The sequence below is a fragment of the Pseudomonas sp. GW822-FHT04H02 genome, assembly GCF_058800645.1.
The window spans coordinates 455211-471704 of the sequence record NZ_JBXAMM010000005.1; the positions used below are offsets into that span (position 1 = coordinate 455211).

General features: G+C 64.8%; 13 protein-coding genes. 9 read left to right on the forward strand and 4 right to left on the reverse strand.

What is annotated here, in order from left to right:
• Window positions 1-60: 60 nt before the first annotated feature.
• On the reverse strand, window positions 61-1356 hold the full coding sequence (gene gbca / locus AC1RMG_RS24045; protein WP_011063910.1) for a glycine betaine monooxygenase oxygenase subunit: 1296 nt from the start codon (window positions 1354-1356) through the stop codon (window positions 61-63).
• A gap of 291 nt (window positions 1357-1647) precedes the next feature.
• Between gbca and gbcB the strand changes: the two genes are divergently transcribed.
• Complete coding sequence (gbcB, locus tag AC1RMG_RS24050) at window positions 1648-2748, forward strand: glycine betaine monooxygenase reductase subunit (RefSeq protein WP_011063909.1); 1101 nt, start codon at window positions 1648-1650, stop codon at window positions 2746-2748.
• Between the two features lie 78 nt (window positions 2749-2826).
• Here gbcB and AC1RMG_RS24055 read toward each other — a convergent pair whose 3' ends face one another.
• The 3 genes from AC1RMG_RS24055 to AC1RMG_RS24065 all read right to left on the reverse strand — a co-directional run bounded on the left by AC1RMG_RS24055 (window position 2827) and on the right by AC1RMG_RS24065 (window position 6406).
• Complete coding sequence (locus AC1RMG_RS24055; RefSeq protein ID WP_493170408.1) at window positions 2827-3654, reverse strand: nitrilase-related carbon-nitrogen hydrolase; 828 nt, start codon at window positions 3652-3654, stop codon at window positions 2827-2829.
• Window positions 3651-5096 carry a purine-cytosine permease family protein gene (locus AC1RMG_RS24060; protein WP_370058171.1) on the reverse strand — a complete coding sequence of 482 codons (1446 nt, stop codon included), beginning with the start codon at window positions 5094-5096 and terminating at the stop codon, window positions 3651-3653. The genes AC1RMG_RS24055 and AC1RMG_RS24060 overlap by 4 nt, the downstream gene beginning before the upstream one ends.
• A gap of 269 nt (window positions 5097-5365) precedes the next feature.
• The gene (locus tag AC1RMG_RS24065) at window positions 5366-6406 is read right to left on the reverse strand and encodes a threonine aldolase family protein (protein ID WP_011063906.1); all 1041 of its coding nucleotides are present in this window, start codon (window positions 6404-6406) and stop codon (window positions 5366-5368) included.
• A gap of 100 nt (window positions 6407-6506) precedes the next feature.
• Here AC1RMG_RS24065 and AC1RMG_RS24070 point away from each other — a divergent pair, with 100 nt between their 5' ends.
• The 8 genes from AC1RMG_RS24070 to fdhA all read left to right on the forward strand — a co-directional run bounded on the left by AC1RMG_RS24070 (window position 6507) and on the right by fdhA (window position 16474).
• Window positions 6507-7247, forward strand: coding sequence for a TraX family protein (locus tag AC1RMG_RS24070; RefSeq protein WP_493170410.1), 741 nt, complete (start codon window positions 6507-6509; stop codon window positions 7245-7247).
• A 312-nt stretch (window positions 7248-7559) separates the two neighbouring features.
• Entirely contained in the window at window positions 7560-8813 is a 1254-nt protein-coding gene (locus AC1RMG_RS24075) for a serine hydroxymethyltransferase (RefSeq protein WP_011063904.1), read from the forward strand.
• 23 nt (window positions 8814-8836) lie between these two features.
• On the forward strand, window positions 8837-10087 hold the full coding sequence (locus tag AC1RMG_RS24080; RefSeq protein ID WP_011063903.1) for a sarcosine oxidase subunit beta family protein: 1251 nt from the start codon (window positions 8837-8839) through the stop codon (window positions 10085-10087).
• A gap of 14 nt (window positions 10088-10101) precedes the next feature.
• Window positions 10102-10404, forward strand: a complete 303-nt coding sequence (locus tag AC1RMG_RS24085; protein ID WP_125062332.1) for a sarcosine oxidase subunit delta — start codon at window positions 10102-10104, stop codon at window positions 10402-10404.
• A complete protein-coding gene (locus AC1RMG_RS24090; protein WP_015637299.1) occupies window positions 10401-13418 on the forward strand; it encodes a sarcosine oxidase subunit alpha in 3018 nt (1005 codons plus the stop codon). The genes AC1RMG_RS24085 and AC1RMG_RS24090 overlap by 4 nt, the downstream gene beginning before the upstream one ends.
• Before the next feature lie 133 nt (window positions 13419-13551).
• Window positions 13552-14184, forward strand: a complete 633-nt coding sequence (locus AC1RMG_RS24095) for a sarcosine oxidase subunit gamma (RefSeq protein ID WP_011063900.1) — start codon at window positions 13552-13554, stop codon at window positions 14182-14184.
• A 62-nt stretch (window positions 14185-14246) separates the two neighbouring features.
• A complete protein-coding gene (purU, locus tag AC1RMG_RS24100; RefSeq protein ID WP_011063899.1) occupies window positions 14247-15104 on the forward strand; it encodes a formyltetrahydrofolate deformylase in 858 nt (285 codons plus the stop codon).
• A 170-nt stretch (window positions 15105-15274) separates the two neighbouring features.
• On the forward strand, window positions 15275-16474 hold the full coding sequence (gene fdhA / locus AC1RMG_RS24105) for a formaldehyde dehydrogenase, glutathione-independent (protein ID WP_011063898.1): 1200 nt from the start codon (window positions 15275-15277) through the stop codon (window positions 16472-16474).
• The last annotated feature ends 20 nt before the right edge of the window (window positions 16475-16494 follow it).

Below are 16494 nucleotides of genomic sequence, written 5' to 3' on the forward strand. Positions count from 1 at the left end.
CCGTTCGCAGCCTGCGGCAGCGGCTACACAAGCCTTGTAGCCGCTACGGTGCTTGCAGTGTCAGCCGGTGACCGGAACACCCTTGAGGTAAGGCGCCGGTTCCGCCCCCAGGTTGCTCAGCATGCGCTCGCTGTACCAGTCGACGAAGTTGACCACGCCGAACTCGTAGGTCTTGGAGTACGGGCCGGGCTGGTAGGCGGTGGAGTTGATGCCGCGCTGGTTCTCTTCCGCCAGGCGCCGGTCCTGGGCGTTGGTGGCGTCCCACACCTGGCGCATGCGCTCGACGTCGTAGTCCACGCCTTCCACGGCGTCCTTGTGCACGATCCACTTGGTGGTGACGATGGTTTCCTGGGCGCTGATGGGCCACACGGTGAACACGATGATGTGGTCGCCCATGCAGTGGTTCCACGAGTGGGGCAGGTGCAGGATGCGCATCGAGCCCAGGTCCGGGTTCTTGATCCGGCCCATGAGTTTGGCGCAGCCCTGCTTGCCGTCCAGGGTCATGGACACGGTGCCCTTGAGCAGCGGCATGCGCACGATGCGGTTGCGCAGGCCAAAGCTGGCGTGGGCGTAAGGGATCTTCTCGGCTTCCCAGGCGGCAGCGGAGGCGGCCACGTGGTCCTTGAACGCCTGGTCGGCCCGCGGGTCGGTGACGTCGTCCCATTCCAGCAGGGTTTTCAGCAATTCGGGGTGCGAGCCGCCGCAGTGGTAGCACTCGCGGTTGTTCTCCAGCACCAGCTTCCAGTTGGCCTTTTCATGCAAGGTGGTCTGCACCGCCACCTTGGTGTTCTCCATGTCGTAGGGCTCCATGTAATGGGCCAGGGTCGCCAGGAAGTCGTCGATGGCCGGCGGGTTCTCGGCCAGGGAGATGAAGATGTAGCCGCCGGCGGTCTTCACGTTCACCGGTTTCAGGCCGTATTGCTTCATGTCGAAGTCGGCGCCCATCTCGGTGCCGGCGAACAGCAGGCGGCCGTCCAGTTCGTAGGTCCACTGGTGGTAGTGGCAGACCAGCTTGGCGACCTTGCCCTTGTCGCTGGTGCACAGCCGTGAGCCGCGGTGGCGGCAGACGTTGTGGAAGGCGTGGACCACGCCGTCGGCGCCGCGGATGACGATGATCGGGTTCTTGCCGATCTGCAGGGTGATGTAGTTGCCCTTGGTGGGGATTTCGCAGGTCATGCCGGCGATCAGCCATTCCTTCTGGAAGATCTCCTGCATGTCGATATCGAACAGCCTTTCATCGCAGTAGAACGGCTGCGGCAGGGAAAAGGTCCGCTCACGTTCCTGCAGCATCTGTGCAGTGGCCTTGCGTGCAGGTTCCAGCGGATCGCCCAAGCTCAGGGTTGCGGTGACGTCCATCGTTCAAGTCCTCATGGCCGTTCAGTGCGGCCGGCGAATTAATTAGTGGCTACGGTGGGTGCTACGCAAGTCACGAAAAAAACGGCTGTTGTCGTTGAGGCGAGTGTGGGTCCGCAGGCGCCAAGAACCTTATCCATGGGCGACATGGCCCAATCTGTTCCCGACGCGCCAGCCCCGGCAGCTGGGGGCTGGTCGCGATAAGCATGTGAATGTCGCAGATAGGTAAATGGGCGCGAGAAGCCTTACGCAGAATCGCTGACAAGACGCCGACCGTCGGCCGTGGAGAACAGCATGTCCAACACCTTCCTTAACCCGGTAACCACCCAGACCTGGGCCAATGGCCGTCACATCGTCCGTTGCGTCAAAGTCATCCAGGAAACCTGGGACGTGCGGACCTTCTGCTTCATGGCTGACCAGCCGATCATGTTCTTCTTCAAACCGGGGCAGTTCGTCACCCTGGAGCTGGAGATCGAGGGCCAGCCGGTGATGCGTTCTTACACCATCTCCAGCTCGCCCTCGGTGCCCTACAGCTTCTCGGTGACCATCAAGCGCGTGCCCGGCGGCAAGGTCTCCAACTGGCTGCACGACACCCTGCACGAAGGCCAGGAACTGGCGGTGCACGGGCCGGTGGGGCTGTTCAACGCCATCGACTTTCCGGCGCCGAAGATCCTCTACCTCAGCGGCGGCGTCGGCATTACCCCGGTGATGTCCATGGCGCGCTGGTTCTACGACACCAACGCCAACGTCGACATGGTGTTCATCCACAGCGCCCGTTCCCCCAAGGACATCATTTACCACCGCGAGCTGGAGCACATGGCCTCGCGGATCGACAACTTCAGCCTGCACCTGATCTGCGAAAAGCACGGCCTGGGCGAGCCCTGGGCCGGTTATCGCGGCTACCTGAACCACAAGATGCTGGAGTTGATGGCCCCGGATTTCCTGGAGCGGGAAGTGTTCTGCTGCGGCCCCACGCCCTATATGAGCGCGGTCAAGCGGCTGCTGGAAGCCGCCGGTTTCGACATGGCCCGCTACCACGAGGAATCCTTCGGCGCGACCCCGGCCGAAGCCCGGGCCGATGCGGTGGAACACGCCGAACAGGCGGCCGAGGCGCCGGAGCCGGACCTGGCGGACCTGCATCAGGTGGAGTTCACCGCTTCGGGCAAGAGCATCCGCGTGGCCCCCGGGGAAACCGTGCACGCGGCGGCGGCCAAGCTTGGCCTGATGATTCCCAAGGCCTGCGGCATGGGCATCTGCGGCACCTGCAAGGTGCTCAAGCTGGGGGGCGAGGTGGAGATGGAGCACAACGGCGGGATCACCGAGGAAGACGAAGCCGAAGGCTACATCCTGTCCTGCTGCAGCGTGCCCAAGGGCGACGTGCGCGTGGAGTTCTGATCGCCGGCAAACCGGCCCCTGCATCCGTTTGCTGTAGGAGCCGGCTTGCCAGCGAACAGGTGCAACCTGATCCTTCGGTTACTGATACAACGCCGGGCGCCGATCCAGGTGCACATGGTTATGTTCACTGATGGACTTGTGCCAGGCCTGGGTCAGGTCCAGCTCCGCCAGCAGCAACTGCTCGGCGCTTTTCCGATCCCTGCCCGCCAGTGGATAACCGTCGGCATCGACAAGGGTCGAGCCGCCCACCCAGTTCACTCCACGTTCCTCGCCGCAGCGGTCGCAGGCGGCGATGAACATCCGGTTGACCGCCGCATTGGCCTGCACCCGGACCATCTCCGCCGGCCGCTCGCCGAGCGGGCGCGGGCCATCCGGCCAGTTCACCGGGGCGCACAGCAGGGCCGCGCCGGCCAGGGCTGGCAGGCGCACCCACTCGGGAAACTCCAGGTCGTAGCAGATCATCATGGCGATCGGCCCGAAGCGGGTCGGCACCACCGGCGGCGGCTCGTCGCCCGGGGTGAAGATCAGGTTTTCCCGATCCCACAGGTGGGCCTTGCGGTACAGCGTCAGCCTGCCTTCGGGTTCGACCAGCGCCGCGCTGTTGGCCACGCGCTCCTGGTCCAGGCGCTCGCAGAAGCCGCCGACGATCACCACCTGCAGCTCTTCGGCCAGGGTTTTCCACAGGCTCAGGGTCGGCCCGTCGAGGCTTTCCGAGAGTGCCAGGGCTTCATTGCGGTCGCTGAACACATAGCCGCTCTGCACCAGTTCCGGCAGCACCACCACCTGGGCGCCGCGGGCGGCGGCCTGGCGTATCGCCTCGGCGCCCAGGGCGCGGTTGTACTTAAGGTCGCCGATGCGCGGGGCCACTTGCTGGCAGGCCACCTTGAGGGACGCCTGAGGAATCATTGCGCGCCTCCTTCCAGTTGCTGCTCGCTGGCCTGGATGGCCAGGCGCTCCGCGTCCAGGTCCAGGTTGCGGGTCAGTGCCCAGTAGACCAGCGCGGCCACGGCAAGGCCAACCACGAAGGCAATGTCGGCGCCGCCCAGGGCCTGGGACAGCGGGCCCTGGAAGAAACTCAGGGACATGAACGGCACCATCGCCAGCAGGCCGAGGAAATACGCCAGCAGCCCGGCGCTGGACCAGCGGCCATAGATCCCGGTGTGATTGAAGATGTCGCTGATGGCGTAGCGACCTTTGCGCACCAGGTAGAAGTCCGCCAGGTTGACTGCGGTCCAGGGCACCAGGAAATACAGCATCAGCAGCACGAAAGTGTTGAAGCTGCCCAGGTAGCTCTCGGGAATGTTCATGGCGATGAGAAAGATCACCACCGCCACCAGCACGATTCCGCAGACCCGGCTCTTGAGGTTGGGCTTGATCGACTTGAAGCCGTCGATGGCGCTGATGCCGGTGAGCATGGCGCCGTAGCAGTTGACCGCCATGATGCCCACCAGCGCCGGCACTGCGATCAGCACGGTGAAGGTGCCGAAGCCGGGGATCACCCGGTTGCCCACTTCGCGCACGCTGGCGATGGCATCGGGGGAGGGCAGGGCCGAGGCCAGGAACGCCCCCAGGGACATCAGCCACAGGGCCGAACCGGCGGCGCCCAGGTAGGTCCAGAAGATCACCTGGCGCGACGGCGTCTTGTGCGGCAGGTAGCGTGAGTAGTCGGAGACGTACACCGAATAGCTGATCTGGTAGCCGGCGGCGGCCGACAGCTGGATCAGGAACGCCGACCAGGAGAACTGCGGGTCGGCCAGGGCCGAGTCGGCCTGCAGGGTCAGCAGGGCACTGACGGTGAGCACCGCGAACACGCTGATCATCACGTAGGTCAGCCAGCGCTGCACGGTGTGCAGCAGGTCATGGCCGATCACCGCGATCAGCACCGCCACGGCGATCATCAGGGTGTACCAGGGCGCCCGGGCGCCGGGCATCACGGTGTTGATGGCATCGGTGGCGAGAATCACGTTGAACACGTTGAAGCCGATGTAGACGAACACCACGGCGGTGAACGGCACGATGGCGCCACGCAGGCCGAACTGGGCGCGGGACTGGATCATCTGCGGCAGCCCCATGCGCGGGCCCTGGTTGGCGTGGAAGGCCATGCAGAAGGTGCCCAGGCAGACGCCGATGACGATCGCCAGGATGGCGTATTGCAGGGCGAGGCCCAGGGCTGCGCCGGTGAAACCGGTGACCATGGTGGTGAGCACGAAGTTGCCGGTGAACCAGAAGGGCCCCTGATGCCAGACCTTGCCGTGGCGCTCGTTGCGCGGCACGTAGTCGATGGAACGGGTTTCGATCTTCAGGCCGGGAGGCTGGGCGTTCTCGGTGACGCAAGAAGAAGTCGTCATGGGGTACAGCCTTATTTTTATAGGTCGACCCCGGAGTCTCGGACAAACGCTGCGGTTGTTGAATCAGTGGGGGCAAATAATCAGTTCAGGAATTTGTGAACTGATGTGGGGGGCTTGACGGGCCTCTTCGCTGGCAAGCCAGCTCCTACGGGGCGGGAGGCGTGCTGGCCGTTGTAGGAGCCGGCTTGCCGGCGAAGGCGTCGGTGAGCGCGGCGCTTGGGTTGCGGGCCTCTTCGCTGGCAAGCCAGCTCCTACAGGCGGGGGGTGGGTCAGGCGCTCATGACGGTGCGGATGTCGGCTGCCAGTTCGCGCACGCGGTCTTCCTCGGTGTCCCAGGAGCACATGAAGCGCGCGCCACCCTTGCCGATGAAGGTATAGAAGCGCCAGCCCTTGGCCGTCAGTGCGGCAATGGCCGGTTCCGAGAGTTGCAGGAACACGCCGTTGGCCTGCACCGGGAACATCAGTTCCACGCCAGGAATGTCGGCCACCAGTTGGGCCAGCAGCTGCGCGCAGTGGTTGGCGTGGCGGGCGTGCTTGAGCCAGGCGTCGTTTTCCAGGAGGCCGACCCAGGGCGCGGAGAGAAAGCGCATTTTCGAGGCCAGCTGGCCAGCCTGCTTGCAGCGGTAGTCGAAGTCTTCCGCCAGCTTGTGGTTGAAGAACAGGATCGCTTCACCCACCGCCATGCCGTTTTTCGTGCCGCCAAAGCACAGCACGTCCACGCCGGCCTTCCAGGTCAGCTCCGCCGGGGTACAGCCGAGGAAGGCGCAGGCGTTGGAGAAGCGCGCGCCGTCCATGTGCAGGTTCAGCCCCAGTTCCTTGCAGGTGGCACTGATGGCGCGAACTTCTTCCGGGGTGTAGACACTGCCCACCTCGGTGGCCTGGGTCAGGGTTACCACCCGCGGCTTGGGATAGTGGATGTCCTGGCGCTTGAGGGCGATCTCGCGGATCGATTCCGGGGTCAGCTTGCCGTTCTGGGTGCCGGCGATCAGCAGCTTGGAGCCGTTGGAGAAGAACTCCGGGGCGCCGCACTCGTCGGTTTCGACGTGGGCGGTTTCCGAGCAGATCACGCTGTGGTAACTCTGGCACAGCGACGACAGGGCCAGGGAGTTGGCGGCGGTGCCGTTGAAGGCGAAGAACACTTCGCAATCGGTTTCGAACAGTTTGCGGAAATGATCCGAGGCGCGAGCGGTCCACTGGTCGTCGCCGTAAGCGCGCTCGTGGCCGTGGTTGGCCTGCTCCATGGCGGCCCAGGCTTCGGGGCAGATGCCGGAGTAGTTGTCGCTGGCGAATTGTTGGCTCTTGTCGGTCATGGCCGGCTCCGTGGTCGATGATGGTGCGCACTTTAACCAAGAATAATGGCCCAGCACACGCTCTGTTTATGCCGGAATAATGCATGGCCCATAAGGATTTATGCGTGACGCGATGCTGAAACCCGACACTGCCCGGCGCGACGGGGCGCTGGATGCGCTGAAATGGCTGGCGCTGCTGAGCATGGTCCTCGATCACCTGCGTTATGTGGGCCTGAGCCTGGACTGGCTTTACGTACCCGGGCGCCTGGCGTTTCCCTGGTTCTGCCTGGCCATGGCGGTGAACCTGACCCGGGCCAGGGATGAAATCGACCGCCGGCCCGGCCCATGGCGCTACCTGGGCTGGTTGCTGCTGTTCAGCCTGCTGAGCGAGATTCCCTATCGCCTGTTCATTCCCGACCCCGATACCTTGAATGTGTTGCCCTCCCTGGCCCTGGGCCTGCTGGTGGCTCGCGGCTGGCAGCGGCGCAGAGGCCTGGACCTGGGGCTTGGCCTGCTGGCCTTGCTGCTGGCGGTGGTTTTCAGCGAGCGGCTGATGTTCGGCGCCTTCGGGGTGTTGCTGCCGCTGGCCCTGGTACTGGTGTTGCGCCGGCCCTGGTATTTCAGCCTGCTGCCTGGGGCGCTGTGCCTGGCGGCCAATCAATGGGAAACCTTGTTCCCGGCGGCGCGCCTGGGCAATCAGGTGGCGACCTGCGGTATTGCCGCTTGTCTGCTGGCGCCGTGGCTGGGGCTGATGCTGCTGCGGGGGCTGCGTGGCAGGTCGGTGCCGGCCATGCGCCGCTGGGCCTACCTGCTGTACCCGGCGCACTTTCTCCTGCTGCTGGCCCTGCGCGCAGCCCTTTAGGAGCCGGCTTGCCGGCGAAGGCGCCCGTGAGGGTTTGCGCCCGGCTTGCGGGCCTCTTCGCTGGCAAGCCGGCTCCTACGGCAGAGAGCGTTGCGTTCCGGGGGAAGGACAGGCCCGATCCAGAGCCGTTGGCGGGTGGTGCGGGCAGGCATTTATCTCCGCACGCCAGGGCATGTCGTAAACGCACCTTTGCGTGGCGTCCATAGGCATTTGAGTTCCCCTTCCCGGTCATACCATCGCATCCAAAGGGCGTAGCTGTAAGGCTCGCCTCACCGAGACGAAAGGCGCACCGCCGCCGCTGGGAGAGACGTGATGTTCAGCAAGCAAGACCAGATCCAGGGTTACGACGATGCACTGCTGGCGGCCATCAATGCCGAGGAACAACGCCAGGAAGATCACATCGAGCTGATCGCGTCGGAAAACTACACCAGCAAGCGGGTGATGCAGGCGCAAGGCAGCGGGCTGACCAACAAGTACGCCGAAGGCTATCCGGGCAAGCGCTACTACGGTGGCTGCGAGCACGTGGACAAGGTCGAGGCCCTGGCCATCGAGCGCGCCAAGCAACTGTTCGGTGCCGACTACGCCAACGTCCAGCCGCACTCCGGTTCTTCGGCCAACAGCGAGGTGTACCTGGCCCTGCTGCAGGCCGGCGATACCATCCTCGGCATGAGCCTGGCCCATGGCGGCCACCTGACCCACGGGGCCAAGGTGTCGTCCTCGGGCAAGCTGTACAACGCGGTGCAGTACGGCATCGACACCCGCACCGGGTTGATCGACTACGACGAAGTCGAGCGCCTGGCCGTGGAACACAAGCCGAAGATGATCGTCGCCGGCTTCTCGGCCTACTCCAAGACCCTGGACTTCCCGCGCTTCCGGCAGATCGCCGACAAGGTCGGGGCGCTGCTGTTCGTCGACATGGCCCACGTCGCCGGGCTGGTGGCCGCCGGTCTGTATCCCAACCCGCTGCCCTATGCCGACGTGGTCACTACCACCACCCACAAGACCCTGCGCGGTCCCCGTGGCGGGCTGATCCTGGCCAAGGCCAACGAAGAGATCGAGAAGAAACTCAACGCTGCCGTTTTCCCGGGTGCCCAGGGCGGTCCGCTGATGCATGTGATTGCGGCCAAGGCAGTGTGCTTCAAGGAAGCGCTGGAACCTGGCTTCAAGGCTTATCAGCAGCAAGTGATCGACAACGCCCAGGCCATGGCCGGCGTATTTATCAAACGTGGCTACGATGTAGTGTCCGGCGGCACCGACAACCACCTGTTCCTGGTCAGCCTGATTCGCCAGGGCCTGACTGGCAAGGATGCCGATGCCGCCCTGGGCCGCGCCCACATCACCGTGAACAAGAACGCCGTGCCCAACGACCCGCAGTCGCCGTTTGTCACGTCCGGCCTGCGCATCGGCACCCCGGCGGTCACCACCCGCGGTTTCAAGGTCACCCAGTGCACCGAACTGGCGGGCTGGATCTGCGACATTCTCGACCACCTCGGCGATGCCGACGTCGAGGCCAATGTCGCCCGTCAGGTGGCGGCCCTGTGTGCTGATTTCCCGGTTTACCGCTGAGAGCCGCAACTGGAGCAATGACTATGCAACGCTATTCGGGCTTCGGCCTCTTCAAGCACTCTCTCAGCCACCATGAAAACTGGCAGCGCATGTGGCGCACCCCGACCCCGAAGAAAGTCTATGACGTGGTCATAGTCGGCGGCGGCGGGCATGGCCTGGCCACCGCCTACTACCTGGCCAAGGAACACGGCATCACCAATGTCGCGGTGGTGGAGAAGGGCTGGCTGGGCGGCGGCAACACCGCGCGCAACACCACCATCGTGCGTTCCAACTACCTGTGGGACGAGTCGGCGCAGCTCTACGAGCACGCCATGAAGCTGTGGGAAGGCCTGTCCCAGGACCTCAACTACAACGTGATGTTCTCCCAGCGCGGGGTCTACAACCTGTGCCATACCCTGCAGGACATCCGTGATTCCGAGCGCCGGGTCAGCGCCAACCGGCTCAACGGCATCGACGGCGAACTGCTCAACACCCAGCAGGTGGCGGACGAGATCCCCTACCTGGACTGCTCGAAGAACACTCGCTACCCGGTGCTCGGCGCCACGGTCCAGCGCCGCGGCGGCGTGGCCCGTCACGACGCCGTGGCCTGGGGCTTTGCCCGCGCCGCCGACGCCCTGGGCGTGGACCTGATCCAGCAGACCGAAGTCATTGGTTTTCGCAAGGAAAACGGCGTGTGCATCGGCGTCGAGACCAACAAGGGCTTTATCGGTGCCAAGCGCGTCGGGGTGGTCACCGCCGGCAACTCCGGGCACATGGCCAAGCTCGCGGGTTTTCGCCTGCCGATCGAATCCCACCCGCTGCAGGCGCTGGTGTCGGAGCCGATCAAACCGATCATCGACAGCGTGATCATGTCCAACGCGGTGCACGGCTACATCAGCCAGTCGGACAAGGGCGATCTGGTGATCGGTGCCGGTATCGACGGCTGGGTCGGCTACGGCCAGCGCGGTTCCTACCCGGTGATCGAGCACACCATCCAGGCCATCGTCGAGATGTTCCCGGTCCTCTCCCGTGTGCGCATGAACCGCCAGTGGGGCGGCATCGTCGACACCAGCCCGGACGCCTGCCCGATCATTTCCAAGACCCCGGTGCCGAACATGTTCTTCAACTGCGGGTGGGGCACTGGTGGCTTCAAGGCCACCCCGGGCTCGGGCAACGTGTTTGCCGCAAGCCTCGCCAAGGGCGAGATGCATCCTCTGGCCGCCCCTTTCTCCATCGACCGTTTCCACAACGGCGCGCTGATCGACGAACACGGCGCTGCTGCGGTCGCCCACTAAAAGGACAACTCCCTATGTTGCATATCTTCTGTCCTCACTGCGGCGAGCTGCGCTCCGAAGAGGAATTCCATTCGTCCGGCCAGGCGCATATTCCACGGCCCCTGGACCCCAGCGCCTGCACCGACGAGGAGTGGGGCGACTACATGTTCTTCCGCGACAACCCTCGCGGCCTGCACCACGAGTTGTGGATCCACGCCGCCGGTTGCCGCCAGTACTTCAACGCTACCCGCGACACCGTGACCTACGAAATTCTTGAGACCTACAAGATCGGCACCAAGCCGCAATTCACCGCCAAGGCTGCTGGAGAGAAGGTATGAGCCAGACCAATCGCCTGTCCAACGGCGGACGCATCGACCGCAACAAGGTCCTGACCTTCACCTTCAACGGCCAGAGCTACAAGGGTTTTGAGGGCGACACCCTGGCCTCGGCCCTGCTGGCCAACGGCGTGGACATCATCGGCCGCAGCTTCAAGTACTCCCGGCCCCGGGGCATCTTCGCCGCAGGCTGCGAGGAGCCCAACGCGGTGCTGCAGATCGGTGCCACCGAAGCCACCCAGATCCCCAACGTGCGCGCCACCCAGCAGGCGCTGTACCAGGGCCTGGTCGCCACCAGCACCAACGGCTGGCCCAGCGTCAACAACGACATGATGGGGATTCTCGGCAAGGTCGGCGGCAAGCTGATGCCGCCGGGCTTCTACTACAAGACCTTCATGTACCCGCAATCGTTCTGGATGACCTACGAGAAGTACATCCGCAAGGCCGCGGGTCTGGGCCGTTCGCCCACCGAGAACGATCCGGACACCTACGACAACATGAACCAGCACTGCGACGTGCTGATCGTCGGCGCCGGCCCCGCGGGCCTTGCCGCCGCCCTGGCAGCGGCCCGCAGTGGCGCCCGGGTGATCCTCGCCGACGAGCAGGAAGAGTTCGGCGGTACCCTGCTGGACAGCCGCGAGAGCCTGGACGGCAAGCCGGCGGCGGAGTGGGTGGCCAGTGTGGTTGCCGAACTCCAGTCGCTTCCGGATGTGTTGCTGCTGCCACGGGCCACGGTCAACGGCTACCACGACCACAACTTCCTGACCATTCACGAGCGTCTCACCGATCACCTCGGCGACCGCGCGCCCATCGGCCAGGTACGCCAGCGCATCCATCGGGTCCGCGCCAAGCGCGTGGTGCTGGCCACCGGCGCCCATGAGCGGCCGCTGGTCTACGGCAACAACGACGTGCCGGGCAACATGCTGGCTGGCGCGGTCTCCACCTATGTGCGGCGCTACGGCGTGGCCCCGGGCAAGAAACTGGTGCTGTCCACCAATAACGACCACGCCTACCGTGTGGCCCTGGACTGGCTCGACGCCAGCCTGCAAGTGGTGGCCATCGCCGATGCGCGGCACAACCCGCGCGGCGCCCTGGTGGAAGAAGCCCGGGCCAAGGGTATTCGCATCCTCACCTCCAGCGCGGTGATCGAGGCCCGTGGCAGCAAGCACGTGACCGGCGCGCGTGTAGCGGCCATCGACGTCAAGGCACACAAGGTCACCAGCCCCGGCGAATGGCTCGACTGCGACCTGATCGCCAGCTCCGGCGGCTACAGCCCGGTGGTGCACCTGGCCTCGCACCTGGGCGGCAAGCCGGTGTGGCGCGAAGACATCCTCGGTTTCGTGCCCGGTGAAGCGCCGCAGAAACGTGTGTGCGTCGGTGGCATCAACGGCGTCTACAGCCTCGGCGATACCCTGGCCGACGGTTTCGAAGGCGGTGTGCGCGCCGCCAGCGAAGCCGGTTTCCAGGCCGTTGAGGGCGTTCTGCCCAAGGCCCTGGCCCGTCTTGAAGAACCGACCCTGGCGCTGTTCCAGGTGCCCCACGAAAAAGGCACGGCGCGTGCGCCGAAGCAATTCGTCGACCTGCAGAACGACGTCACTGCGGCCGCCATCGAACTGGCGACCCGCGAGGGCTTCGAGTCTGTGGAACACGTCAAGCGCTACACCGCCCTGGGCTTCGGCACCGACCAGGGCAAGCTGGGCAACGTCAACGGCCTGGCCATCGCCGCCCGCTCGCTGAACGTCAGCATTCCGCAGATGGGCACCACCATGTTCCGTCCGAACTACACGCCGATCACCTTCGGCGCCGTGGCTGGCCGGCACTGCGGGCACATCTTCGAGCCGGTGCGCTTCACCGCGCTGCATGCCTGGCATGTGAAGAATGGCGCCGAGTTCGAAGACGTCGGCCAGTGGAAACGCCCCTGGTACTTCCCTAAGAACGGCGAAGACCTGCATGCCGCGGTCAAGCGTGAATGCCAGGCCGTGCGCGACAGCGTCGGCCTGCTGGACGCCTCGACCCTGGGCAAGATCGACATCCAGGGCCCCGATGCCCGGGAGTTCCTCAACCGCATCTACACCAATGCCTGGACCAAGCTCGACGTGGGCAAGGCCCGCTACGGCCTGATGTGCAAGGAAGACGGCATGGTCTTCGACGACGGCGTCACTGCCTGTCTGGCCGACAACCACTTCCTGATGACCACCACCACCGGCGGCGCGGCTCGCGTGCTGCAGTGGCTGGAGATCTACCAGCAGACCGAATGGCCGGACCTCAAGGTGTACTTCACCTCGGTCACCGACCACTGGGCCACCATGACCCTGTCCGGGCCCAACAGCCGCAAGCTGCTGAGCGAAGTCACCGACATCGACCTGGACAAGGACGGCTTCCCGTTCATGACCTGGAAGGAAGGCCTGGTGGGTGGCGTACCGGCGCGGGTGTTCCGTATCTCGTTCACCGGCGAGCTGTCCTACGAGGTCAACGTCCAGGCCGACTACGCCATGGGCGTGCTGGAGCAGATCGTCGAGGCCGGCAAGAAGTACAACCTGACCCCCTACGGCACCGAGACCATGCACGTGCTGCGGGCCGAGAAGGGCTTCATCATCGTCGGCCAGGACACCGACGGCTCCATGACCCCGGACGACCTGAACATGGGCTGGTGCGTGGGCCGGACCAAGCCGTTCTCCTGGATCGGCTGGCGCGGCATGAACCGTGAAGACTGCGTGCGCGAGCAGCGCAAGCAACTGGTGGGCCTCAAGCCGATCGACCCGACCCAGTGGCTGCCGGAAGGTGCGCAACTGGTGTTCAACCCCAAGCAGGCGATCCCGATGAGCATGGTGGGCCACGTGACCTCCAGCTATGCCCACAACTCCCTGGGTTATTCCTTCGCCCTGGGTGTGGTCAAGGGGGGGCTCAAGCGCCTGGGCGAGCGGGTCTTCGCACCGCTGGCCGATGGCCGGGTGATCGAGGCGGAAATCGTTTCCTCGGTGTTCTTCGACCCCAAAGGCGACCGCCAGAACATCTAAGGCACAACACGCTCATGTAGGAGCTGGCTTGCCAGCGAAGGCGGCCTCAAGGCTGCCACAAGGCCCAAGGGCCTCTTCGCCGGCAAGCCGGCTCCTACAGGGTGTTATCAATAGAATTCAGGACAGGTGCTCTATGACCGCAGTCAACGTTTACCAACAGCGCCCCACCACCGGGGCCAAGGCCGAGTCGTCGTTGCACCACGCCGACCTGCCGAGCCTGGTGGGCAAGGGCCGCAAGAACGCCGGGGTGACCCTGCGCGAGAAAAAACTCCTCGGCCACCTGACGATCCGTGGCGACGGCCACGATCCGGCCTTCGCCGCCGGCGTGCACAAGGCCCTGGGCATCGAACTGCCGGGCGCCCTGAGCGTAGTGGTCAAGGGCGAGACCAGCCTGCAATGGCTGGGCCCGGATGAGTGGCTGCTGATCGTGCCCAGCGGCGAAGAGTTCGCCGCCGAGCAGAACCTGCGGGCCGCCCTGGGCGACCTGCATATCCAGATCGTCAACGTCAGCGGCGGCCAGCAGATTCTCGAATTGTCCGGGCCCAACGTGCGCCAGGTGCTGATGAAGTCCACCAGCTACGACGTGCACCCCAACAACTTCCCGGTGGGCAAGGCCGTGGGCACGGTGTTCGCCAAGTCGCAACTGGTGATCCGCCGTACCGGCGAAGACACCTGGGAGCTGCTGGTGCGCCGCAGCTTTTCCGATTACTGGTGGATGTGGCTGCAGGATGCCGCGGCCGAATATGGCCTGAGCGTCCAGGCCTGAAACCCGCTCCTACAGAGAACCGACCGCGCTGCGGTTGCCCCAACGAACAGGAGTTATCCCGCATGAGCCGCGCCCCCGACACATGGATCCTCACCGCCGACTGCCCCAGCGTGCTCGGCACGGTGGACGCGGTGACCCGCTTTCTGTTCGAGCAGGGCTGCTACGTCACCGAGCACCATTCCTTCGATGACCGGCTCTCGGGCCGTTTCTTCATTCGCGTGGAGTTCCGCCAGCCCGATGGCCTGAACGAGCAGGGTTTCCGCGAGGGCCTGGCACAGCGGGCCAAGGCTTTCGAGATGAACTTCGAACTGACCGCGCCGCACTACCGGCCGAAGGTGGTGATCATGGTCTCCAAGGCCGACCACTGCCTCAACGACCTGCTCTACCGCCAGCGCATCGGCCAGTTGCCCATGGACGTGGTGGCGGTGGTGTCCAACCACCCGGACCTCAAGCCCCTGGCCGACTGGCACCAGATTCCCTACCACCACTTCCCCCTCGATCCCAACGACAAGCCGTCCCAGGAGCGCCAGGTGTGGCAGGTGATCGAGGACTCCGGCGCCGAACTGGTGATCCTTGCCCGCTACATGCAGGTGCTGTCGCCGGAGCTGTGCCGCAAGCTCGATGGCAAGGCCATCAACATCCACCACTCGCTGCTGCCGGGCTTCAAGGGCGCCAAGCCTTATCACCAGGCCTACAACAAGGGGGTGAAACTGGTGGGAGCCACGGCGCACTACATCAACAACGACCTGGACGAAGGCCCGATCATCGCCCAGGGCGTGGAGGTGGTGGACCACAGTTACTACCCCGAAGACCTAATCGCCAAGGGGCGGGATATCGAGGGCCTGACCCTGGCCCGGGCGGTGGGTTATCACATCGAACGGCGGGTGTTCCTGAACGGCAACCGGACGGTGGTGCTCTGATGATTCCCAGGGCTGCTGCGCAGCCCTTCGCGAGCAAGCTCGCTCCTACAGGCGTTGCGCCTGTTCGCGCGAAAGCGATTTTGAAAACGAAACAGCATCTGTACCCGAGCAATCCACGTGTTTCCCCTTTGGGTTACGCGGTTCCATAACAACAACAGCGAGGTGAAAGCATGTCTGGTAATCGTGGTGTCGTGTATCTGGGCAGCGGCAAGGTCGAGGTACAGAAAATCGACTATCCAAAAATGCAGGACCCGCGCGGCAGGAAGATTGAGCACGGCGTCATCCTGCGCGTGGTCTCCACCAACATCTGCGGTTCGGACCAGCACATGGTCCGTGGTCGTACCACCGCCCAGGTCGGCCTGGTGCTGGGCCATGAAATCACCGGCGAGGTGATCGAGAAGGGCAGCGACGTCGAGAACCTGAAGATCGGCGACCTGGTCTCGGTGCCGTTCAACGTGGCGTGCGGGCGCTGCCGCTCCTGCAAGGAACAGCACACCGGGGTCTGCCTGACCGTCAACCCGGCTCGCGCCGGCGGTGCCTATGGCTACGTCGATATGGGCGATTGGACCGGCGGCCAGGCCGAATACGTGCTGGTGCCTTACGCCGACTTCAACCTGCTGAAACTGCCGAACCGCGACAAGGCCATGGAGAAGATCCGCGACCTGACCTGCCTTTCCGACATCCTGCCCACCGGTTATCACGGCGCCGTCACCGCCGGTGTCGGCCCTGGCAGCACCGTCTACGTGGCCGGTGCCGGTCCGGTGGGCCTGGCGGCCGCTGCTTCGGCGCGCCTGCTGGGGGCCGCGGTGGTGATCGTCGGTGACGTCAACCCGGTACGCCTGGCCCACGCCAAGGCCCAGGGTTTTGAAATTGCCGACCTGTCCAAGGACACCCCGCTGCACGAGCAGATCGCCGATTTGCTGGGCGAGCCGGAAGTGGACTGCGCCGTGGACGCCGTGGGCTTCGAAGCCCGGGGCCACGGCCATGCCGGTGCCCAGCACGAAGCCCCGGCCACCGTGCTCAACTCCCTGATGGGCGTGGTGCGGGTGGCGGGCAAGATCGGTATCCCTGGCCTGTACGTCACCGAAGACCCGGGCGCCGTGGACGCCGCGGCGAAGATGGGCAGCCTGAGCATCCGCTTCGGCCTGGGCTGGGCCAAGTCCCACAGCTTCCACACCGGCCAGACCCCGGTGATGAAGTACAACCGCCAACTGATGCAGGCCATCATGTGGGACCGCATCAACATTGCCGACGTGGTAGGGGTTGAAGTCATCAGCCTCGACGACGCCCCGCGCGGCTATGGCGAGTTCGATGCCGGCGTGCCGAAGAAATTCGTCATCGATCCGCACAAGCTGTTCAGTGCTGCCTGAGACTTGAGGCGATAGAAGAA